Annotated in this window: 13 protein-coding genes; 5 read left to right on the top strand and 8 right to left on the bottom strand. The window is 68.4% G+C overall.

Features of this window, described 5'->3' with window-relative positions; genetic code table 11:
• Positions 1-36 precede the first annotated feature (36 nt).
• Positions 37-2,715 (top strand): bifunctional acetate--CoA ligase family protein/GNAT family N-acetyltransferase, encoded by a 2,679-nt coding sequence (locus HUJ28_12665; protein ID MBD3620315.1) that lies wholly within the window; start codon positions 37-39, stop codon positions 2,713-2,715.
• Positions 2,716-2,769: 54 nt separating this feature from the next.
• Here the strand turns inward: HUJ28_12665 and HUJ28_12660 are convergent, their stop codons facing one another.
• Complete coding sequence (locus tag HUJ28_12660) at positions 2,770-4,197, bottom strand: MBL fold metallo-hydrolase (GenBank protein ID MBD3620314.1); 1,428 nt, start codon at positions 4,195-4,197, stop codon at positions 2,770-2,772.
• A complete protein-coding gene (locus HUJ28_12655) occupies positions 4,178-5,197 on the bottom strand; it encodes a YhdH/YhfP family quinone oxidoreductase (protein MBD3620313.1) in 1,020 nt (339 codons plus the stop codon). The genes HUJ28_12660 and HUJ28_12655 overlap by 20 nt, the downstream gene beginning before the upstream one ends.
• A gap of 82 nt (positions 5,198-5,279) precedes the next feature.
• On the opposite strand from HUJ28_12655, the gene HUJ28_12650 reads away from it, so the two are divergent.
• Positions 5,280-5,810, top strand: a complete 531-nt coding sequence (locus tag HUJ28_12650; protein ID MBD3620312.1) for a hypothetical protein — start codon at positions 5,280-5,282, stop codon at positions 5,808-5,810.
• Positions 5,811-6,116: 306 nt separating this feature from the next.
• Positions 6,117-6,356 carry a YdcH family protein gene (locus tag HUJ28_12645; GenBank protein ID MBD3620311.1) on the top strand — a complete coding sequence of 80 codons (240 nt, stop codon included), beginning with the start codon at positions 6,117-6,119 and terminating at the stop codon, positions 6,354-6,356.
• 78 nt (positions 6,357-6,434) lie between these two features.
• On the opposite strand, the gene HUJ28_12640 is transcribed toward HUJ28_12645, so the two are convergent.
• The 6 genes from HUJ28_12640 to HUJ28_12615 all read right to left on the bottom strand — a co-directional run bounded on the left by HUJ28_12640 (position 6,435) and on the right by HUJ28_12615 (position 11,799).
• Positions 6,435-7,724, bottom strand: a complete 1,290-nt coding sequence (locus HUJ28_12640) for an outer membrane protein transport protein (GenBank protein ID MBD3620310.1) — start codon at positions 7,722-7,724, stop codon at positions 6,435-6,437.
• A gap of 55 nt (positions 7,725-7,779) precedes the next feature.
• Positions 7,780-8,148, bottom strand: a complete 369-nt coding sequence (locus tag HUJ28_12635; GenBank protein ID MBD3620309.1) for an acyl-CoA thioesterase — start codon at positions 8,146-8,148, stop codon at positions 7,780-7,782.
• Positions 8,149-8,177: 29 nt separating this feature from the next.
• On the bottom strand, positions 8,178-9,998 hold the full coding sequence (locus HUJ28_12630; protein MBD3620308.1) for a long-chain fatty acid--CoA ligase: 1,821 nt from the start codon (positions 9,996-9,998) through the stop codon (positions 8,178-8,180).
• 161 nt (positions 9,999-10,159) lie between these two features.
• Positions 10,160-10,675, bottom strand: coding sequence for a protein disulfide oxidoreductase (locus HUJ28_12625; protein ID MBD3620307.1), 516 nt, complete (start codon positions 10,673-10,675; stop codon positions 10,160-10,162).
• A 1-nt stretch (position 10,676) separates the two neighbouring features.
• The gene (locus HUJ28_12620) at positions 10,677-11,357 is read right to left on the bottom strand and encodes a zinc metallopeptidase (protein MBD3620306.1); all 681 of its coding nucleotides are present in this window, start codon (positions 11,355-11,357) and stop codon (positions 10,677-10,679) included.
• Between the two features lie 7 nt (positions 11,358-11,364).
• Positions 11,365-11,799, bottom strand: coding sequence for a hypothetical protein (locus tag HUJ28_12615; protein ID MBD3620305.1), 435 nt, complete (start codon positions 11,797-11,799; stop codon positions 11,365-11,367).
• Between the two features lie 164 nt (positions 11,800-11,963).
• On the opposite strand from HUJ28_12615, the gene HUJ28_12610 reads away from it, so the two are divergent.
• Positions 11,964-12,632: an NUDIX hydrolase gene (locus tag HUJ28_12610; protein MBD3620304.1), complete on the top strand. Its 669-nt coding sequence runs from the start codon at positions 11,964-11,966 to the stop codon at positions 12,630-12,632.
• 76 nt (positions 12,633-12,708) lie between these two features.
• Positions 12,709-13,791 carry a quinolinate synthase NadA gene (gene nadA / locus HUJ28_12605; protein ID MBD3620303.1) on the top strand — a complete coding sequence of 361 codons (1,083 nt, stop codon included), beginning with the start codon at positions 12,709-12,711 and terminating at the stop codon, positions 13,789-13,791.
• Positions 13,792-13,842: the final 51 nt, after the last annotated feature.

Genomic DNA, 13,842 nt, shown 5'->3' with positions numbered 1-13,842 from the left:
TGTTATAGTCTCTGCAAAGGCACGGAGACGGAAGGCATGGGTCCGCATTATCTCAACAAACTCTTTCGCCCGCACAGCCTCGCGGTATTCGGCGCCAGCGAGCGCGAGAATGCCGTCGGCACGCGCGTCTTCGCCAACCTGCTGGCGGCGGGCTTCAGGGGCGAGATCTACCCCGTCAACCCGAAGCACAAGCGGGTGCAGGGCCGACGCTGCTTCGCCTCGCTGGACCAGATCGACGCCCCGGTGGACCTGGCCGTCATCGCCACCCCGGCGGCGACCGTGCCCGGCATCATCCGCGACTGCGGCGAACACGGCATCCGCGCGGCCGTGATCCTCACCGCGGGCTTTGCCGAGATGGGCCGCAAGGGCGAGCGCCTGCAGCAGGAACTGACGGAGACGGCCCGGCGCTACGACATGCGCATCGTCGGGCCCAATTGCCTGGGGGTGATGCGCCCGGACATCGGACTCAACGCCACCTTCAGCCGCAACAACGCCCGCCCGGGCAACCTGGCCCTCGTCTCCCAGTCCGGCGCCCTGTGCACGGCCATCCTCGACTGGGCGGAGGCCCGCGGTGTGGGCTTTTCCAGCGTCATCTCCCTGGGCGATGCCGCCGACCTCGACTTCGGCGACCTGCTCGACTACCTCGCCATGGACGGCAAGACCCGGAGCATCCTGCTGTACGTGGAGGGCATCCGCAAGGCGCGGCGCTTCATGAGCGGGCTGCGTGTGGCCGCGCGCCTCAAGCCGGTGATCGCGGTGAAGGCCGGCCGCCACGAGGCGGGCTCGCGGGCCGCGGCCTCGCATACCGGTGCCCTGGTCGGCGCCGACGACGTCTTCGACGCGGCCCTGGAGCGTGCCGGGGCGGTACGCGCCCACAGCGTCTCCGAGTTCTTCGCCGCGGCCGAGATCCTGGCCCGCGACCTGCAGGCGCGCGGCAACCGGCTGGGCATCGTCACCAACGGCGGCGGGCCCGGCGTGATCGCCACCGACCGGGCCATCGAGGTGGGGCTGTCCATCGAGCCCCCCTCCGCCGACAGCATCGCGGCACTGGACAAGGCCCTGCCCGAACACTGGTCGCACGGCAACCCGGTGGACGTGCTGGGCGACGCCCCGCCGGAGCGCTACCGCGTCGCGGTATCCACGCTGCTCGCGGACCCGGCCTGCGACGGGGTGCTGGCCATGCTCACGCCCCAGGCCATGACCGATCCGGACGGCGCCGCACAGGCCGTGATCGAGGCCGCCGCCGGCAGCGACAAACCGGTACTGGCCTGCTGGATGGGCGACGGCCAGGTCGAGGCGGCGCGCGAGCGCTTCAGTCATGCCGGCATCCCGGCGTTCAGCACCCCCGAGGCGGCGGTGGAGGCCTTCGGCTACCTGGCCGCCTACGCACGCAACCAGGAACTGCTGCTGCAGGTACCGGGGCCGCTGGCCGAACGCGCCGACGAGCACCGCGCGGCCGCGCGCATGATCATCGAGGCGGCGCTGGCCGAGGGCCGGCAGGTGCTCAGCCTAACCGAATCCAAGGCGGTGCTCTCCGCCTTCCACATCCCGGTGACACGGGCGGTGGCCGCCAGCAGCGCCAACGAGGCACTCATCGCCGCCGAGACCGTGGGCTATCCGGTCGCGATGAAGATCGACTCGCCCGACCTCACCCACAAGAGCGACGTGGACGGCGTGCGCCTCAACCTCGGGGATGCACAGACCGTGCGTACCGCCTACGTAGAGCTGGTGGAGACGGCACGGCGACACGCGCCGCAGGCGCGTATCCGCGGCGTGACCATCGAGCGCATGGTGCGCAACCGCAACGCCCGCGAGCTCATGATCGGCGTGGTGCGCGACCCGGTGTTCGGCCCGGCCATCAGCTTCGGCCTGGGCGGTACCGCCGTGGAGATCCTGCACGACCGGGCCGTGGCCCTGCCGCCGCTCAATGCCCGCATCGTCGAGACCATGATCGGGCAGACCCGCGCCGCCGGCCTGCTGGGCAGCTTCCGCCAGCTTCCGCCGGTCCGGCTGAAGGCCCTGGAAGACACGCTGCTCAAGGTCTCGGACCTGGTCTGCGAGCTGCCCGAGGTGCAGGAACTGGACATCAACCCGCTGATGGCCGACGAGGCTGGCGTGGTGGCGGCCGATGCGCGCATCGTCGTCGCCCCGCCCGGCAGCTCGCTCGACCGCTACGGGCACATGGCCATCCACCCCTATCCCCACGACCTGGTCCAGGACTGGCAGCTGCCGGATGGCACCCGCATCATCATCCGGCCCATACGCCCGGAGGACGCCGAGATCGAGCGCGACTTCGTGCGCAACCTGTCCGACGAGTCGCGCTACTTCCGCTTCATGCAGGCACTGCACGAACTCACCCCGAAGATGCTGGTGCGCTTCACGCAGATCGACTACGACGAGGAGATGGCCTTCATCGCCGTCACCGAGATCGACGGCCAGGAACGCGAGCTCGGCGTGGCCCGCTACAGCACCAACCCCGACCGCGAGAGCTGCGAATTCGCCCTGGTGGTGGACGACCGCTGGCACCACCGGGGCATCGGCTCGCAGCTGATGAAGAGCCTCATGCAGGCCGCCCGCGCCCGGGGGCTCGGGCGCATGGAAGGCGAGGTGCTGGCCGGCAACCGGCCCATGCTGGAGCTGGCTGAATTCCTGGGCTTCTCGCAGCGCCCGAGCGCGGAGGATGCGGAGATCATCGAGGTGTGGCGGGATCTGTAAGGAGACCGGCAAGAAGGTCGGGCGCCCCGGTGGCCGCCGCGCCTTCTCCAGACATCACCAGTGCAGTGGTGCCGCCAGGTCGATGGCCTCGCCCCGCTGGGCGATGCGTGCCGGGGCCTGCAGCGTCTGGCGCAGGTGCTCGGCGAAGGCCGCCTGGGCCTCGGCCTCGCCATGCACCAGCAGCACCGGCGGCCGGCCCTCGAAGTGGCTGTACCACTCGGTGAGCCCGTGGCGGTCGGCATGGGCGGAGAGCCCGTTGATGGTGTGCACCGTGGCCGCCACCCGTACCTGCTCGCCCCACAGCTGCACGAACTCGGCACCGTCGACGATCGCGCGCCCGGGCGTGCCCTTGGCCTGAAACCCCGGAAAGATGATGTGCGTGTTCTTGCGCCAGAGGTTGTGCTTGAGGTGATGCCGGATGCGGCCGCCCGTGCACATGCCGCTGCCGGCGATGACGATCATGCCGGAACGCACGTTGTTGAGCTGCATGGACTGCTTGGCCGTGTGGCTCCAGTGAAAGTTCGGCAACAGGCTCTCGGCCTTGTGCTGCTTCCACAGCTCGCGCGCCTCCGCGTCATAGAGATCGTCGTGCTGCATGTAGACCCGGGTGGCCTCGATGGCCATGGGGCTGTCCAGGAAGATCTGCCAGTGATCCAGCTCCCAGTCGTCGTAGTGCTTGCCGAAGAGGTAGAGGATGTCCTGGGCGCGCCCCACGGCGAAGGAGGGGATGAGCAGGTTGCCGCCGGCCTCGGCGGCGGCCTGGATCGCCAGGCGGATCTCCTCCAGGGTGTCGACGTCGCTGCGGTGCTCGCGGTCGCCATAGGTGCTCTCCAGCAGCACCAGGTCGGCCTCCTTGACCACCCGCGGATCGCGCAGGATGGGCATGTTCTTCTGTCCCAGGTCTCCGCTGAAGACGAGCTTCTTCTCGACGCCGTCCTCACTGAGCCAGATCTCGACGATGGCCGAGCCGAGGATGTGGCCGGCATCGCGCAGCCGGATGCGCAGGCCGCGCACGATGTCCACCTCCTCGTCGTAGTCGATGGCGCGAAACTGCCGCATGGTGGCGGTGGCATCGTCCACCGAGTACAGGGGTTCGAGCAGGGGCAGACCCTTGCGCTCGCGCTTGCGGTTCTCCCACTCGACGTCGCGCTCGTTGAGGAAGGCCGCGTCCTTGAGCATGATCTTGCACAGGTCGCGGCTGGCACGCTGGGTGTAGATCTTGCCGCGAAAGCCGTTCTTCACCAGCAGGGGCAGGCGCCCGGAATGATCGATGTGCGCATGGCTCAGCACCACCGCATCGAGCGCCTGTGGATTGAAGGGGAAGGGCTCGGCATTGCGCGCCTCGTCCCTGGGGCTGCCCTGGACCAGGCCGCAGTCGAACAGCACGCGATGCCCCCCGACCTCGATCAGGTGGGCAGAGCCCGTGACCTCGCCAGCGGCCCCGTATACGGTGAGTTTCATCTCAGGTGCCCTCCTCGCCATCTGCGCCTATCGTCACCAGCACACGGCCGGTGAGGCGCCGGCCCAGCAGGTCGTCGAAGACCGCCGGGAGCTCCTCCAGTGTCACGGTGCGCGCGTGCATGGCATCGAGCCGGCGCGGCCGCAGGTCGGTGCCCAGCCGCGCCCAGATCCGGCGGCGCAGGGCACAGGGACAGTTCGCGGAGCTGATGCCGAGCAGGCTGACCCCGCGCAGGATGAAGGGCATGACGGTGAGATCGAGTCGATGCGAGGCGGCCAGACCGATGCTCGCCACGCAGCCAAAGGGTTGCGTGCGGCGCACCAGGGCCGAGAGGGCGTCGCCGCCCAGGTTGTCCACGGCCGCCGCCCATTCGGTCTTCCCCAGCGGCCCCTCCCCGGCCGACAGCTCGGCCACGTCGCGCACCTCGGCCGCGCCCAGGGCCCGCAGCGTCTCGGCATGCTCGGGCCGCGAGGTATAGGCGGTGACCGTATAGCCACGGGCGGCCAGCAGGTCGATGGCCATCTGCCCCACGCCACCGTTCGCCCCCGTCACGGCCACCGGCCCCGCCTGCGGCACGAGGTGGTTCTCCTCCAGGCGGTGGATGGCCAGTGCGGCGGTAAAGCCGGCCGTGCCGATGATCATGGCCTCGGCCAGGCCCATCCCCTCGGGCAGGGGGCAGAGGCAATCGGCCGGCACGCGCAGGTACTCGGCATAGCCGCCATCCAGTGTCTCGCTCAGGCCACAGCCGGTGACGACCACGGCATCGCCCGGCGCGAAGTCCGGGCATTCGGAGGATGCGACGATGCCGGCCGCATCGATGCCGCCGTTGAGCGCCGAGCGGCGCAGGATACGGCCCCGGCCCGTACCCGCCAGGGCGTCCTTGTAGTTGACGCTGGAGTAATGCACCCGCACCACCACGTCCCCGGGGGTGAGGTCGTCGAGACCCAGGGTCTCGATACCGGCCTGCAAGGGCTCGGCGTCGGCATGGATGCGAAAGGCGCGGAAACGGGCGGGCTGTGTCATGGGAACAAGCATACATGCCCCGCTTTTTCACCGCGAGACACTGGCCGTATACTCGAGGCGGAGAGACGACACCGGGAGGCCCATGACAGACCCCGCCAAGACCCGCCGCACGACCAACGTCGTCGCCGGCCCGGATGTCGGGCGCTGGCGTTGCCCCTGCTGCCAGGAGGACGCCCCCCGCCTGCTGCCGAACGGCATGCCCAACCGGCACCCCCTGCGCCCGGCCGACGCCTGGCTGCACCACCCGGATGTCGAGGCCGCCGTGCACAAAACCGGCGCGCATGCCGATTTCGACATCTGCCTGGGCTGCCGCGACACCGTACACCAGCTTCTCGGCACCCTCGTCGTGCCACGGGGCGAACAGGCCGAACTCCTGAACGCCCGCGGCCTGGCCGGCACTGCCCTCATCGGCGCCGTGCTGCCGGGCATGGAGGGCCAGACCCTCATCCTGGTCTTCGCCGCCGACGGCGAACAGCTCCGGCTCAGCGAGACCATTCCCCTCGGCGACTTCGACCCCGGGCGCATGACCTACCCGGACGAACGCGGCGACATCGACCCGGTGACCTGGGCCGCCTACCAGGACGGCCTCAAGCGGCTGCGCCGCGGCCTGTGAATGCCCGCGGGCCGGCAGGCAAAAAAACGGGCCGCCCGAAGGCGGCCCAAGCTTCCCGTCAGTGCTTGCCTTCCGCGCCACAGGGACGTCGGAACCGGTACGGCGCCGGGAGATGACCGGCACCCGGGCCGCCGAAGACGGCCACGTATGCAAGGATGACGTGATACCCGTCTGTTCTATTCCAGCCCTGCCCGCTGCGACCCGCCCCATTGATCCGCATCAATGCCCCGCCGCGCCGACAGGGGCATAGTGAAACCGTGGCCGGGGCTCCCGGTACACCAGCCATGTCCATCACGAGGAACCCGCATGTTTGCCGAGCACCACGACCTGCTGCACGAATTCCCGGAACACCGTGAGCGCATCCACGCGCTCAAGACCCAGGATGCCCATTTCGCGAAGCTCTTCGACGAATACCACGCGCTCGACCGCGAGCTGCGCCGCGTCCAGCAGGAGATCGAGACCCCCTCCGACGAGGTCGTCGAGGACCTGAAGAAACAGCGCCTGCACCTCAAGGACCAGCTCTACGCCCGGATCACCGCCGCCTGACCCGGGCTGCCACACGGGCAACAGGCATGAAAAAAGCCGGGCAGTGCCCGGCTTTTTTGTTACGCCCCGAAGACCGCCTCAGAACTTCCAGGTGACCTGGGCGCTGAAGATGTCGACGTCTGCCTCGTAGCTGCCGGTCAGGGTGTGCGGACTGATCGCCGATTCCAGCGTGTTGTCGATATCGGCATCCTTGACGAACAGGTGGGCATAGCCGAAATCGAACTGCAGATCGGCCGACGGCGCATAACCGAAGCCCAGCGCCAGCCAGGTACGGTCGTTGCCCGGGATGCGCGGGGTGCGGCGCTCGGCACTCGGGATCGGCTCCTCGTCGTAGGCCACCCCGGCACGCAGGGTGAGTGCATCGCTGTAGCGGTAGTTCATGCCGATGGAATAGCGCCAGACATCTTCCCAGTCCTCGGTGGTGACGGCATCCGGCTGGGTGCTGTCATAGTTCACCCGCAGCTCGTCGAAGCTGCTCCAGCCGGTCCAGGTGACATCGGCCAGCAGGGTGAGCCGGTCGTTCATCTCACGCACATAGCTGAGCGAGGCCATCTGTGGCAGATCGACGGCTGCGGAGGCCGATGTATTTTCAAAGAGCGTCACGCCCGGCGCGACAACTGTTGGGGCAAGGTTGTCAAACTTCGCATCACCCTCCAGCGTATGCGCCACCTTGGAGCGATAGGCGATACCAATGCGCGAACGCTCCGAGTATTCGTAGAGCATGCCGAAGTTGGCGCCGAAGCTGATCCCGTCACCCTCGAGCTCGGCAAAGCCATTACTCGGCTGCCCGACATTGGTGCCGTCAACCGCCGAACTGATCTTCGCCTCGATGTACTGCACGTTGAAACCGACACCCAGCGACAGCTTGTCGGTGACCTTCGAGGCCAGCGACGGATTGATGTTGAGCGTCGCGATCTCGGACTCGATGGCGTGGTAGCGCCCGATCCAGTTGGCATCGTATTTAGAGGCCAGGCCGAAGGGCGTATTGATGCCCAGGCCGAACTTCACATCGTCCCCCAGGTCACGCACGTAGTAGAAGTTGCCGACGATACCCACCTCGTCGGTCGTATCGTCCGGGCCACCACCAGGGACCGTGGAGGTTCCGCTATCCGTATACTCCGCAGTCGGCGCGATGTAGTGCACCGCCACGACCACCTGGTCCTTGCCCAGACGCGTCATGCCTGCCGGGTTGAACCAGACGGTGCTGGCATCATCGGCAATGGCGGCGGCACCGGCGAAGGCGTTGCCCATGCCGCTGGCGCTCTGTTCGATGAGGGCGAAACCGGCGGCGTGGGCACTGCCGCAGGTGGCGCCGATGGCGACGGCCAGCGCGAGGCGGCGGCCGATGGACGGGATATGGTTGGGCATGTCTTCCTCCCTACTCCTGCTCTGATTGTTGGTTTTGCGTCTGTGGTTGAATCGATCAGGTGGTTTCCGGCCCGGCATCCGGCAGGGGACGCGGGCGGCCCTTCTCGTCGACGGCGACATAGGTCAGTCGCGCGTCGGAGATCTTGTGGGTCTCCAGCGCCACCGGGTTGCGCTGGGCATAGACCTGCACATCCACGGTGATGGAGGTGCGGCCGGTCTCGCTGACCTCGGCATAGAGGCTCACCATGTCGCCGACGTAGACGGGCTTGAGAAAGCTCATCTCCTTCACCGCGCGCGTGACCACACGGCCCCGGGCACGCAGTACGGCGGGGATGGAACCCGCGATGTCGACCTGCGACATGAGCCAGCCGCCGAAGATGTCACCGCCGGTATTGGCCTGCGTGGGGGTGGCGGGCACCCGCATCACCGGCTCGGCGTCGGGCAGCCGCTCGCTCACAGCGAGTGCCCCGCGTACATGGCCTCGATGGCATCGGCATACTGTTTGGCGATGCGCGCCCGCTTCATCTTCATGGTGGGCGTGATCAGGCCGTCCTCCACCGTCCAGGGCTCGAGCAGCGGCGTGATGCGGCGGATCTGGGCATAGCCCGGGAACTCGCGCAGCTGGTGCGCCATACGGTTGATCAGGCTCTTCTGCACGAAGCTGTCCTGCAGCACCGCGGGATCGTGCGGATCGACGTCGAGGTCCTCTCGCGCATACGCCTCCCACTTCTCCGCGTTGAGGACCACCAGGGCCGTGAGGAAGGGCCTGGCCTCGCCGATCACCATCACCTGCTCGAACAGCCCGTCGATGGCGATGGCCATCTCCATGTCGGCCGGCGGCACCTTCTCGCCGTTGGCCATGACGATGATCTCCTTGAGCCGGCCGGTGATGAAGATATGGCCCTGCTCGTCCATGCTGGCCTTGTCACCGGTATGCAGCCAGCCGTCGTCATCGACGGTCTCGCGCGTGGCCTCGTCGTTCTTCCAGTAGCCGAGCATCACGGCCGGGCTGCGGGTGAGCAGCTCGTCGTTCGGCCCGATCTTCACCTCCACCCCGGGGATGGCGGTGCCGATGGACTCGGGGATGTTGTCGTCCGGGCGGTTGACGCTGACCACCGGCGAGGACTCGGTCATGCCGTAGCCCTGCAGCACGGTGACGCCCAGGCCGATGAACAGGCGCGCCACCGGCGGCGAGAGCGCGGCCCCGCCGCAGATGGCCAGCCGCAGTCGGCCGCCGAGCTTTTCGTGCACCTTGCTCGCCACCAGCTTCTCGAACAGCGGCCAGGTGGGCAGCAGGGGGGACCAGCCGGCCCGGCCCTGGCTGTATTCGAAGCGCCGCCAGCCCACGGCCTGCGCCTGGCTGAACAGCCAGCGGGCCACGCCCGATTTCTCCTTCAGCCCGTCCATGATCTTGCCGTACACGCGCTCGTAGATGCGCGGCACAGAGATGAGCACGGTGGGCTTGACCGTCACCAGGTCCTCGCCGAGCTGCGGGATGGAGCGTGCGTAGGCCACCTCGGCGCCGACCAGCATGGGCAGGTAGTAGCCGCCGGTGCGCTCCAGGGTGTGCGAGAGCGGCAGGAAGGAGAGGAACACATCGTCGCCGTTGAGCTGTCCGCAGGTACTGGCGCTGTGCGCGTCGAACAGGATGTTGCGATGCGAGAGCATCACGCCCTTGGGACGGCCGGTGGTGCCGGAGGTGTAGACGATGGTGGCCAGGGCATCGGGGTCGATGGCCTCGACCGCGAGTTCCCCGCCGCAGCCGAAGATCCAGTCGTTGAGCGAGACCAGGCGCGGGTCGTGCGGCTGGTCGTCCTCCTCGATGGTGTTGACGCTGACGATGCGCTGCAGGCCCGAGAGGTCCTCGGCCACCTCTTCCAGGCGCTGCCACTGGCGACGCCCCTCCACCAGCAGGAGCTTCGCCTCGGCGTGGTTGATGATGTAGGCGGCGTTGTCCGGCCGGTCCTCGAGATAGAGCGGCACGTTGACCAGCCCCAGACCGAGGGCGGCCTGGTCGAAGACCACCCACTCGCGGCTGTTGCGCAGCATCACGGCCACGCGGTCGCCGGGCTTGAGATTTTCCTTGCGCAGGGCGGCCTGCCAGCGCGCCACCTCGTTGGCCATCTGCGCCCAGGTGGTGGTCACCCAGGACTGGCTGCCGATGTCGTAGTCGCGGTACGCCGGCTTGTCCGGCGTGCGCGCGACGCGCTCGCGGAACAGCCCCGGGATCGACCCCGCCTCCTCGGGCGCGATCGTGCCTGTGGTCTCGCTCATCACACTCCTCGCTTTGCCACCGGCATGGCCGGCCGGGGCGCTCGTTGTTCTGTCTTCGGGTGCAGCCTGCCCTGATGTGTGAGTTTAGTCTTCCTGACCCGGCACCGTGTGCTGCGCCGTATTACAGCACAGCCGCCCGGCCAATGGCAGGCCATCCGCCCTCAGCGCGCGAGCCAGAGGCGGGTGCGCAGTCCCCATTCGGTGGTATAACCGGTCTCGCGAAAGCGGATCATGCCGTCGGCGTCGATGACGAAGGTGGTGGGCACGGCCTTCACGCCGAACTGGCGCGACAGCTCACCGTGCTCGTCCACCAGCACCGTCCAGTCCAGTCCCTCGGCCGCGAGGTGGGCGTCCACCTCCATGCCGGGCCCGGACTGCATCGCCACGGTGAGCACCGGCCAGTCCGCCTGGATGGACTGGATGCTGTCCTGCTCCAGCCGGCAGATGCCGCACCAGCTGGCCCAGAAATGCAGCAGCACGGGCTGCCCCCGGTAGTCGGCGAGCCGCACGAGCTCGTCCCCGGGCGTGAAACCCGCCAGTGCCGGTGCCTGGCCGCTGGGCATGTCGCGCTGCATCCAGGCCTTCACGCCCAGGTAGACGGCGAGGATCAGCAGCAGCTCGACCAGGATGATCAGCGCCTTGCGTGTACGGGGACGGGTCCGGAGCCAGGCTCGCATCTCAGCGCCTCAGCAGGGTGAGCCAGCGGCCCAGGTTGAGGATGTCGGCCAGCGCGGCGGCCACATAGGTCATGGCACAGGCCGCCAGGACGTGACGGGCGCGCCCCTGGTCCTGCGGCTCGATATAGCCCTCGGCGAGCAGCGGCAGGGCCCGGCCGAAACTCGCGTCGAATTCCACCGGCAGGGTGACCAGGTGGATCAGCACCGCCACGCCGAAGCTCAGCAGGCCCGCCAGCAGCAACAGCCCGCCGGTATGCGGCATACGCGTGAGCAGGGCCACCAGCGGCACCGCGACGAACAGCCAGGAACCGATGCGCTGCGCACGGTGGGCCCAGCGCGCCATCTCGGTGCGCAGCCGCAGCGGCCGGTAACCGGCCTGGTCCTGCAGGGCATGACCCACCTCGTGGGCGGCCACGGCCACCGCCGTGAGGGACTTGCCATGATAGTTGTCTGCCGAGAGCCGCACCGTTTTGTCGGACGGGTCGTAGTGGTCACCCGACTCGGTGATCTCCACCGGCACGGCCTCCAGCCCGTGGCGGTCCAGCAGGTGACGGGCCAGCTCGCCGCCGGTGCCCGGGTAATCGGCACGCGGCGCGGCATGGCGGCGCAGCACCCAGCGCGCCCACATCCCGGGCCCCAGGACGAGCAGCAGCAACAGCAGGCCGAGCAGCAGGAAGGGCATGGATGCCTCAGCGGATCATCAGGGCCTGGCCCGGGCGGGCACGGGTCTCGCGGCGCTTGGGCCCCTTGGCCGCGGCCTTGCGCACCAGCGGGTCCTCGTCTTCCAGCAGGCGGGCACGCTGGGCCTCGGTCAGCAGCGGATTGCGGGCGATGAAATAGCGCAGGTTGGGATCGCGGTCGTTCACGCACTGCGCCACCTGCGCGGGCGTGAGGTCCTCGCGCTTGGCGCAGTTCAGGCGCACGGTCTGGTCCGGATCGGCGAGCAGGATCGCGACCTCCTCGGGCGTGAGATCCAGGCGCCGCGAGAAGTAGGCCTTCACCTGCGAGTGCTGGTCGCGCACGATGTAGTAACGCCACTGCGGGTCCAGGTCCGCGCTCAGCGCCATGTCCATGCGCTGGGGGATGGGAATCGCCTTGTAGGTCCTCAGCTGTTCGTCGTTCATGCCCTGCGGTCTCGTCCTCGATGGATGACTTCAGACGCCAAAAGCGCCCGCGAGTTTGCCCCGAGCACCGGCCGAGCGCAAACCGGCCTTGACATAGTGTACATCTCACACTTTAATCAACGTGTATCATTGACACGAACTGATATACCGACGACCGCCACCCGATGCGCCATTGCTACGATCATCCGCGACCGGCCGTGACCACCGACGTGGTCATGTTCACGATTCGCGAAGAGACACTGCAGCTGCTGCTGATCAAGCGCGCCGCCGAGCCCTTCCAGGGGCGCTGGGCACTGCCCGGCGGCTTCGTGGAGCCCGACGAGGCACTGGAAGAGGCGGCGGCCCGCGAGCTCGCGGAGGAGACCGGCGTCACCGGCGTGTACCTGGAGCAGCTCTACACCTTCGGTGCGCCGGACCGGGACCCGCGCGACCGCGTGATCTCGGTGGCCTACTACGCCCTGGTGCCCTCCGACCGCCTGACGCTGCGCGCCGCCTCCGACGCCGAGGACGTGGGCTGGTTCGCCTTCGACGCCCTGCCGCCCCTGGCCTTCGACCACGACCGCATCGTGCGCATGGCCCACGAGCGCCTGGCGGCCAAGCTCGACTACTCCACCATCGCCCTGCAGTTCATGCCCGAGCGCTTCACCCTGGGTGACCTGCAGGAGGTCTACGAGACCATCCTGCGCGCGCCGCAGGACAAGCGGAACTTCCGCAAGCGCATCCTGGCCCTGGAACAGCTCGAGGCCACCGGCGAGCGGCGCCGCAACGGGGCGCACCGCCCGGCCATGCTGTACCGGGTACGCGACCCGCAGCGGGTGGCGATCATCAAGTGACACGCCGGCGCGGCGAACGGGGCCGCGCCACCACCGACACAGGGCGCCCGCCGGGCGGGCGCGAGGAGCAGGCAACATGAACCAGCCCAACGACATCCCGCTGATCCGCCTGCCGGAGATCCCGAGCACGCGCACCATCGAGGCCCACGTGCCGCACTACACCGGGCGCGAACGCGACGAGGTGATCGCGCGCATCAAGGCGCTGCTGGAAGACCGCGATGCCGTGCTGGTGGCCCACTACTACGTGGATGCCGACCTGCAGCAGCTCGCCGAGGAGACCGGCGGCTACGTCTCCGACTCGCTGGACATGGCGCGCTTCGGCAACGAGCATCCCGCCAGCACCCTGGTGGTGGCGGGCGTGCGCTTCATGGGCGAGACGGCCAAGATCCTCAACCCGGAAAAGCGCGTGCTCATGCCCACGCTGGAGGCCGAGTGCTCGCTGGATCTCGGCTGCCCGGCGGAGCAGTTCATCCCCTTCTGCGACGCACACCCGGATCGCACCGTGGTGGTCTACGCCAACACCAGCGCCGAGGTGAAGGCGCGCGCCGACTACGTCGTCACCTCCTCCATCGCCGTGAGCCTGGTCAGACACCTGCACGAACAGGGGAAGAAGATCCTCTGGGCGCCGGACAAGTACCTCGGCCACTACATCCAGCGCGTCACCGGCGCCGACATGCTGCTGTGGAACGCCTCCTGCGTGGTGCACGAGGAGTTCAAGTCTCGCGAGCTGGGCCGGCTCATCGAGCAATACCCGGACGCCGGCGTGCTGGTGCATCCGGAATCGCCCGAGGAGGTGATCGCCATGGCCGACGTGGTCGGCTCCACCTCGCAGCTCATCCAGGCGGTGAAGGAACTGCCCAACGACACCTTCATCGTCGCCACCGACCACGGCATCTTCTACAAGATGCAACAGGCCGCGCCGGGCAAGACGCTGATCGACGCCCCCACCGGCGGTCGCGGCGCCACCTGCAAGATGTGCGCGCACTGCCCCTGGATGGCCATGAACGGCCTGCACAACCTGCTCAGCGTGCTCGAGACCGGCAAGAACGAGATCCATGTGCCGGAGGACATCCGCGTGAAGGCGCTGCGCTCCACCCAGCGCATGCTCGACTTCGCGCGCAGCCGGCAGAGCGAGGTACTCGGCGCCGGCAATGCCTGAGCCGCCTGGTCCCGTTCGTCGGAACCACGTCGCGCCCTGACCGGCGCGTCA

Source organism: Chromatiales bacterium, from assembly GCA_014762505.1.
In the GTDB taxonomy this organism is placed as follows: domain Bacteria; phylum Pseudomonadota; class Gammaproteobacteria; order SpSt-1174; family SpSt-1174; genus SpSt-1174.
This window is presented reverse-complemented; position numbering and strand designations above follow the sequence as displayed.

Bases quoted from the DNA above. Each gene is read 5' to 3' on its own strand.
- HUJ28_12665 (MBD3620315.1), top strand. From the start codon at position 37: ATGGGTCCGCATTATCTCAACAAACTCTTTCGCCCGCACAGCCTCGCG.
- HUJ28_12660 (MBD3620314.1), bottom strand. From the start codon at position 4,197: ATGGCGAGGAGGGCACCTGAGATGAAACTCACCGTATACGGGGCCGCT.
- HUJ28_12655 (MBD3620313.1), bottom strand. From the start codon at position 5,197: ATGACACAGCCCGCCCGTTTCCGCGCCTTTCGCATCCATGCCGACGCC.
- HUJ28_12650 (MBD3620312.1), top strand. From the start codon at position 5,280: ATGACAGACCCCGCCAAGACCCGCCGCACGACCAACGTCGTCGCCGGC.
- HUJ28_12645 (MBD3620311.1), top strand. From the start codon at position 6,117: ATGTTTGCCGAGCACCACGACCTGCTGCACGAATTCCCGGAACACCGT.
- HUJ28_12640 (MBD3620310.1), bottom strand. From the start codon at position 7,724: ATGCCCAACCATATCCCGTCCATCGGCCGCCGCCTCGCGCTGGCCGTC.
- HUJ28_12635 (MBD3620309.1), bottom strand. From the start codon at position 8,148: ATGCGGGTGCCCGCCACCCCCACGCAGGCCAATACCGGCGGTGACATC.
- HUJ28_12630 (MBD3620308.1), bottom strand. From the start codon at position 9,998: ATGAGCGAGACCACAGGCACGATCGCGCCCGAGGAGGCGGGGTCGATC.
- HUJ28_12625 (MBD3620307.1), bottom strand. From the start codon at position 10,675: ATGCGAGCCTGGCTCCGGACCCGTCCCCGTACACGCAAGGCGCTGATC.
- HUJ28_12620 (MBD3620306.1), bottom strand. From the start codon at position 11,357: ATGCCCTTCCTGCTGCTCGGCCTGCTGTTGCTGCTGCTCGTCCTGGGG.
- HUJ28_12615 (MBD3620305.1), bottom strand. From the start codon at position 11,799: ATGAACGACGAACAGCTGAGGACCTACAAGGCGATTCCCATCCCCCAG.
- HUJ28_12610 (MBD3620304.1), top strand. From the start codon at position 11,964: ATGCGCCATTGCTACGATCATCCGCGACCGGCCGTGACCACCGACGTG.
- nadA (MBD3620303.1), top strand. From the start codon at position 12,709: ATGAACCAGCCCAACGACATCCCGCTGATCCGCCTGCCGGAGATCCCG.